The sequence below is a fragment of the Streptomyces sp. NPDC054956 genome (genome assembly GCF_053609185.1).
The window spans coordinates 1-7,140 of sequence record NZ_JBSGXB010000354.1; the positions used below are offsets into that span (position 1 = coordinate 1).

The window sequence follows — 7,140 nt, forward strand, 5'->3', positions numbered from 1 at the left end:
GATGGAAGCAAGGCGGCCGGCTGCTGCTGGCCGGCACGGTGGCCGCGGGGCTGATGTCCTTCGGACTCCTGCCCGTCACCTTCGCCGCCGCCGCGGGCGGCCCCAACCTCGCCCTCGGCAAGGCGGTCACCGCGAGCGGTTCCCTCGGCGGATACGGGGCCTCCGGAGTCACCGACGGCAACCAGGGCTCGTACTGGGAGGGCCCCTCGGGGAGCTTCCCGCAGTGGGTGCAGGTGGACCTCGGCGGTAGCGTCGCCGTCGACCAGGTGGTGCTGAAGCTGCCGGCCTCCTGGGAGGCGCGCACGGAGACCCTGACCGTGCAGGGCAGCACCGACGGAAACACCTTCACCACCCTGTCCGGCTCCGCGGGGCGGGTGTTCAGCCCGTCGCAGTCCAACGCGGTGACCGTCGGATTCCCCGCCGCGACCGTCCGCTTCGTGAGGGTGAGCGTCACCTCCAACACGGGCTGGCAGGCCGCGCAGATATCCGAGCTCGAGGTGTACTCCGCCGACGGCAGCGGCGGTCCGGGGGACCCCGGCGACCCGGGCACCCCGCCTCCCGCCGGCGTCAACCTCGCCAAGGGCAAGCCGATCGAAGCCTCCTCCACCACCCAGTCCTTCGTCGCGGCCAACGCCAACGACGACAGCGTCACCAGCTACTGGGAGGCCGGCGGCCAGCAGTCCACGCTGACCGTGAAGCTCGGCTCCAACGCCGATGTCACCGGGATCGTCCTCAAGCTCAACCCCGACCCCGTCTGGTCCGGCCGCACCCAGAGCTTCGAGGTCCTGGGCCGCGAGCAGTCGGCGAGCGGGTTCACCTCCCTGAAGGCCCGCGCCGACTACGCCTTCAGCCCGTCCGGCAACCAGAACACCGTGACCGTCCCCGTCACCGGCCGGCTCGCCGACGTCCAGCTGAAGTTCTCCGGCAACACCGGGGCCGGTGGCGGCCAGGCCGCCGAGTTCCAGGTCATCGGCGCCGCCGCGCCGAACCCCGACCTGACCGTCACGGACCTGTCCTGGTCCCCGTCGGCCCCGTCCGAGAGCGACGCCGTCACCGTGGGCGTCACCGTGCGCAACAGCGGCACGGCCGCCTCCGCCGCGACCGCCGTCAACGTCAGCCTGGAAGGCGCGGCAGCCGGCACGGCCCAGGTCGGCGCCCTCGCCGCCGGGGCCTCGGCCACCGTTCCGGTCGCCGTGGGCAAGCGCCCGATGGGCAGCTACACGGTCTCGGCCGTCGTGGACCCGGCCGGCACCGTCCCCGAGCAGGACGACACCAACAACAGCCGTACCGCCGCCGCGAAGCTCGTCGTCGGCCAGGCCCCCGGCCCCGACCTGGAAGCCCTCTCCATCACCAGCAATCCGGCCAACCCCGCCGTCGGCGCCCCGGTCTCCTTCACCGTGGCCGTACGCAACCGGGGCACCACGGCCGTGAGCGCCGGCACGATCACGCGGCTGGTGGCGGGCGCCACCACCCTGAACGGCCCCACCCCCGCGATCGCCGCCGGCGAGACCGTCGACGTGCCGGTCAACGGGACCTGGACGGCGGTCAGCGGCGGAGCCACCCTCACCGCGACCGCCGACGGGACCGGCCTCGTCGCCGAGACCAACGAGAGCAACAACAGCTACTCCCGCGCCGTGGTCGTCGGCCGGGGGGCGGCGCTCCCGTACACCGAGTACGAGGCCGAGGCCGGGCCCCACACCGGCACGCTGCTGCAGAGCGACGCCAAGCGCACCTTCGGGCACACCAACTTCGCCACCGAGTCATCGGGCCGCGAGTCGGTCCGGCTCAACTCCACCGGCCAGTACGTGCAGTTCACCTCCACCGCCGCGGCCAACTCGATCGTCGTGCGCAACTCCATCCCCGACGCCCCGAACGGCGGCGGCACGGACGCCACGATCAGCCTCTACATCAACGGCACTTTCGCCCAGAAGCTCGACCTGTCCTCCAGGCACAGCTGGCTCTACGGCAGCACGGACAGCCCGGAGGGCCTGACCAACACCCCCGGCGGCGACGCCCGGCGGCTCTTCGACGAGTCCCACGCCCTGCTCGCGCAGAGCTACCCGGCCGGCACCACCTTCCGCCTCCAGCGCGACGCCGGCGACACCGCCCCGTACTACGTCATCGACCTGATCGACCTGGAGCAGGTGGCCCCGGCGGCGACCAAGCCCGCCGAATGCACCTCGATCACGGACTACGGCGCGATCCCGAACGACGGCATCGACGACACGGCCGCCATCCAGAGGGCGGTGACGGCGGACCAGAACGGGCAGATCGCCTGCGTCTGGATCCCGCAGGGCCAGTGGCGCCAGGAGCAGAAGATCCTCACCGACGACCCGCTGAACCGGGGCCAGTTCAACCAGGTGGGCATCAGCAACGTCTCCATCCGCGGCGCGGGCATGTGGTACTCCCAGCTCTACACGCTGACCCAGCCGCAGAACGCGGGCGGCATCAACCACCCGCACGAGGGCAACTTCGGCTTCGACATCGACGACAACACGCAGATCTCCGACATCGCCATCTTCGGTTCGGGACGGATCCGCGGCGGCGACGGCAACGCCGAGGGCGGAGTGGGTCTGAACGGCCGCTTCGGCAAGAACACGAAGATCACCAACGTGTGGATCGAGCACGCCAACGTCGGCGTCTGGGTCGGCCGCGACTACGACAACATCCCCGCCCTGTGGGGACCCGGCGACGGCATCGAGTTCAGCGGCATGCGGATCCGCGACACCTACGCCGACGGAATCAACTTCGCCAACGGAACGCGCAACTCGACGGTGTTCAACTCCTCCTTCCGCACGACCGGTGACGACGCCCTGGCGGTGTGGTCCAGCAAGTACGTCAAGGACCAGTCGGTCGACATCGGGCACGACAACCACTTCCGCAACAACACCATCCAGCTGCCGTGGCGGGCCAACGGCGTCGCGGTCTACGGCGGTTACGGCAACACCATCGAGAACAACCTGATCTACGACACGATGAACTACCCCGGCATCATGCTGGCGACCGACCACGACCCGCTGCCCTTCTCCGGTCAGACCCTGATCGCGGGCAACGGTCTCTTCCGCACGGGCGGCGCCTTCTGGAACGAGGACCAGGAGTTCGGCGCGATCACCCTGTTCCCGTCGAACCTGCCCATCCCGGGCGTCGTCATCCGGGACACCGACATCCACGATTCGACCTACGACGGCATCCAGTTCAAGACCGGCGGCGGGGTCATGGCCGACGTCAAGATCACGAACGTGACCATCGACAAGTCCAACAACGGCTCCGGAATCCTGGCCATGGGCGGAGCGCGCGGCAACGCCACCCTGTCCAACGTCACCATCACCGGGTCCGCCCAGGGGAACATCCTGATCGAACCGGGCTCCCAGTTCGTGATCAACGGTGGCTAGCGGCAGCAGCAGCCACCGGCGAGCGGGCTACCGCTTGCCGAGCTTGACCCACTTCGCCGTACTGGGAACGCCCTTCCCGTCGAGGAGGAACAGCATGTAGTACCCGGGCGGGGCGTCGGCCGCGGTGGCCGGCGCCCGCAGCCCGATCGTACGACCGCGGACGCCGGTCATCCGCAACTCCAGATGGCGCTGGCTGGTGTTGACCGCATGGGTCACGGTGGTCGGCGCCAGCAGCACGGCCCGCCGGACCTCGTGGGCGCTCGCGCTCTCCACCGAGAACTGCGCGTCGTGGGCGAGTTCGCCCGCCGGGACCCGGTCGAGGGCGGGCCGGGCGCCCCGGTGCAGGTACGGGGGCTCGTAGATCTCGATCGAACCGTCCATGCCGTCCTTGATGTCGGGGTCGTTGGCGATCTGCTGGAGCTCGTCCCCGGTGACCATGATCCGGCCGTCCGGCAGCACCAGGGCGTTGGAGTGGTAGCCCCGGGGCAGTCGCTGGGCCGGCCCCAGCCGCCACTTCCCGTCCGCTCCCCGCAGTTCGGTCTGCCGGTACTTCAGGTCGGCTTTCGGGTTGAACGGCCCGTGGCCGTAATCCCGGGTGTCCAGAGCCCCGTTGACCGTCAGCAGCGTGCCGTCCGGCAGGATCAGCGTGTCGTCCTGGGTCCGTCCGAAGGCGCGCGGCTCCTCGGTGGTCCAGCTTCCACCCGCGCCGCCCGACAGCCGGTAGGTGTTCGGGTCGTGCGGGTCCCCGCCGAGCACCAGCACCGAGTCGGGGCCCCGGAACCCCGCCGGGAGGGGCACGGCGGACCCGTAGCCCCGGAAGTCCGCGGGCCGCCTGGGCAGGTCCGTACGGGTCTCCGCGTGCGGGTCGAAGAGCCACTGCTGGTCGGCGTCGCGCCCCAGCCCGTAGATCATGCCGTCCCGGAGCGAGAACAGGTGCGGGTAGTCGTTGCGGAACGGCGCGTCCGACCGCAGCCGCTGCGAGGCGATGTCCAACGGGATGTCGAACGGCCGCCAGGGCACCGGCCGCCCGAGCGCGGGGAACCGCTCGACCACCGGGGTCGGCGTGCCCGTTCCGCGCTCGGACTGGCCGGACATGATGACCTGCCGGCCGTCCGCGCCGGTCACCACCGAGGGGTACCAGCGGCCCACCGCCATGTCGCGGTTGCGGTACCAGCCCTCGGTCCACGGGTCGAAGACGAAGGACAGCTTCGCGCCGCTGCCGCCCTTGCCGCCCGTGTTGCCGCCGAACACCCCGAGCATCCCGTTGGGGAGGAAGGAGTGCCCCGCGCAGAAGAAAGGCGCCGGGCGGGGTGCGTGCGTACCGTCGGGCATCAGCACGACCGGCGGGGTGACCTTCTTGAAGGCCCGCGCGCCGGTCCCCTTCGCCGGGTCCCACAGATAGGCGCGGCCGGCGTTCGTCGGTCCGATCCGGTCCGTGGGCCCCGTCTCCTTGGTGGGATCGGTCTCCACCCGGGAGAAGGAGAAGAGCAGCACCTTGCCGGTGGGCAGCTGGGCGACGTGCACACCGAAGTCGGGGGAGGGGAAGTAGTCGGTGAACCGCCCCGAAACCGCCGCCTGGAAAAGGGAGTTGGCCTCGCGCTGCGAGGTGGTGAGCTCCGCCAGGCTCGTGGTGCGCCGCGACTGCGGGTACTCCCCGGCGCCCTTGGCGGCACGGCGCAGCTCGGCGTGGGCCCGCGCGTGGTCCGCGCCGATGACGGAGGCCTCGGCGGTGTCGGTCCCGCCCTGCGCGTCGTGCCCCGGGGACGCGGCGGCGGGCGTGGACGCCACGAGCAGGACGGAGGCGATCGCGAGGGCCGACGACACGGCGGACGACACGGCGGACCGGTGGAGGCGGCGCATGGAACTCCTCGGCGCAGGCGGTGACCGCGAGGCGCTCATCGTAGGAAATGCCCGCTCGAAACCCCGGTGTGACGCGGTCGGAGCCCCTCCCGTGAGCCATTCGGCCGTCCCGTTCGCGCTGCCCCAACGTTTCTGCGGTGAATGGGCCCGGCCATCGGAGTGAGGCCGCGCACCCGGTCACCGGTCCGCTCCCCACGGACCGCTTCGATGGCCGGGTGATCAAAACACTGCGCACCGCGCTCGGCGCCGCCGCCGTGACGGGCAGCCTCCTCGCGCTCCTGCCCGCCTCCGCCGCCGGGGCAGCCGGCCCCGCCGCCGCCCTCGCGCCATCGGACAAGGTGACCGTCGACGTCGCCACGGTCAACGGCTCGGGCTGCCGGCCGGGCAGCGCCGCCGTCGCCGTGGCCCCGGACAACTCGGCCTTCACCGTCACCTACAGCGAGTACCTGGCCGCGGCCGGCGGCAACACCTCCCCGACCGACGGCCGCAAGAACTGCCTGCTCTCCCTGGTCGTCCACGTTCCCCAGGGCTTCACCTACGCCGTGGCCCAGGTCGACTACCGGGGCTTCGGCAGCCTCCAGCAGGGCGCGGTCGGAACCCAGAAGGCCAGCTACTACTTCCAGGGCATGAAGCAGACCGAGTACCGCACCCACAAGTTCCAGGGCGCCCTCGACGACAACTGGCAGGCGACCGACAGCACGGGCATCGAAGCCCTCGTCTTCGCGCCCTGCGGCGAACTGCGCAACTTCAACATCAACACGGAACTGCGCGCCGAGGTCGGCACCTCGGACCCGTCGAAGACCAGCTACATGGCGCTCGACTCCACGGACGGCAGCATCAACAGCGTCTACCACTTCTCCTGGAAGAAGTGCCCGGTCCGCTGAACCGGTCCGGCCGGGCCAGGCCAGGCCGGTCCCGGCCCGGCCCCGGCGCGCCGCGAACGGGCGCCGGGCGGTGAGGCCATGCGCGGGCGGGACGCCGCGCGAGGCTCCGGTCAGGAGTTCTCGCGCGCGGCCGCCCGCTTCTGGTGTTTGGCGAGCGGGGCCAGGGAGAGGTCCTGGGCCTGCGAGGTGAGCCGCTTGAAGCCGTAGCCGCGCTCCGTCAGCCAGCTCTCGGCCGCCAGCTCGGCCAGGGCCGTCGCGTCCAGGATGTCCTTCTCCTCCTCGCCCTCGGCAAGGAAGCGGAAGGTGAAGAAGGGCCGGGCGGCCAGGTCGTACGTGAGGTTTCCCTCGACGGTGAACTTCGCGTTCAGCATGTCGTGCCGCGCCGCGTCCGCGAGGAGCGCGGCGCGCTGCTCGTCGGTGAGGCCGTCGAAGGACCCCCGGACGGTGATGCGGAAGGTGCGTTTGCTCATCCGGTCAGCCTAGGTCGCGCTCCCGTGCCCTGTCGCCGGGATTTCCGGCGGCCCGCCACCCGGACGGCCCAACGGGCGCGCGCCGCCACGGCCCCGTCGCCGCCCGGGTCGCGCGGCTGTGACCTGGGCGATCGCGCATCACCCCGGCATGCCGGGCGAGTTGCGCGCCGCTAGCGTCGGCAGCGTCCGGAGTCCTTGGTGATTCCGCGAGGGGGGTCCCGCCATCCGCCTGTGCGAGAGGCCGAGCCGATGCTGAAGGACGCTCCGATAGCCCCGATAGCCAGCCTGCTCCGTGTGGAGAAGGGCGTGGCCGCCCCCGAGGACCTCGCCGCCATCGCGGTGGTCGTCGCCTGTTTCGCGCGCCGCAACTCCGCGCCGGCGACACGGACCCCCGCCGAGGCCGCCCGCCGCCGGCGCCCCCCGCACCACGGCTCCGGCTGCTGGTCGGGCTGCTGGTCGGCCTCTGCATCGCGCCGGCACTGATCAGCGGCTACACGCTGGTCGAGTCGCTGGTGCCCGCCGGCGCCCGCACCG

Annotated in this window: 5 protein-coding genes; 3 read left to right on the forward strand and 2 right to left on the reverse strand. The window is 71.6% G+C overall.

Going from position 1 to position 7,140, the window contains the following annotated elements; translation table 11 throughout:
- The first annotated feature begins 53 nt into the window (after nucleotides 1-53).
- Nucleotides 54-3,392 (forward strand): CARDB domain-containing protein, encoded by a 3,339-nt coding sequence (locus ACWGDE_RS33815; RefSeq protein ID WP_453392883.1) that lies wholly within the window; start codon nucleotides 54-56, stop codon nucleotides 3,390-3,392.
- 27 nt (nucleotides 3,393-3,419) lie between these two features.
- Here ACWGDE_RS33815 and ACWGDE_RS33820 read toward each other — a convergent pair whose 3' ends face one another.
- Nucleotides 3,420-5,252, reverse strand: a complete 1,833-nt coding sequence (locus ACWGDE_RS33820) for a galactose oxidase-like domain-containing protein (protein ID WP_453392879.1) — start codon at nucleotides 5,250-5,252, stop codon at nucleotides 3,420-3,422.
- A 215-nt stretch (nucleotides 5,253-5,467) separates the two neighbouring features.
- Here ACWGDE_RS33820 and ACWGDE_RS33825 point away from each other — a divergent pair, with 215 nt between their 5' ends.
- Nucleotides 5,468-6,136, forward strand: coding sequence for a DUF4360 domain-containing protein (locus ACWGDE_RS33825; protein ID WP_453392880.1), 669 nt, complete (start codon nucleotides 5,468-5,470; stop codon nucleotides 6,134-6,136).
- A gap of 110 nt (nucleotides 6,137-6,246) precedes the next feature.
- On the opposite strand, the gene ACWGDE_RS33830 is transcribed toward ACWGDE_RS33825, so the two are convergent.
- A complete protein-coding gene (locus ACWGDE_RS33830; RefSeq protein WP_453392881.1) occupies nucleotides 6,247-6,606 on the reverse strand; it encodes a DUF6204 family protein in 360 nt (119 codons plus the stop codon).
- A 249-nt stretch (nucleotides 6,607-6,855) separates the two neighbouring features.
- Here ACWGDE_RS33830 and ACWGDE_RS33835 point away from each other — a divergent pair, with 249 nt between their 5' ends.
- Nucleotides 6,856-7,089 carry an acyl-CoA carboxylase epsilon subunit gene (locus ACWGDE_RS33835; RefSeq protein ID WP_453392882.1) on the forward strand — a complete coding sequence of 78 codons (234 nt, stop codon included), beginning with the start codon at nucleotides 6,856-6,858 and terminating at the stop codon, nucleotides 7,087-7,089.
- Nucleotides 7,090-7,140: the final 51 nt, after the last annotated feature.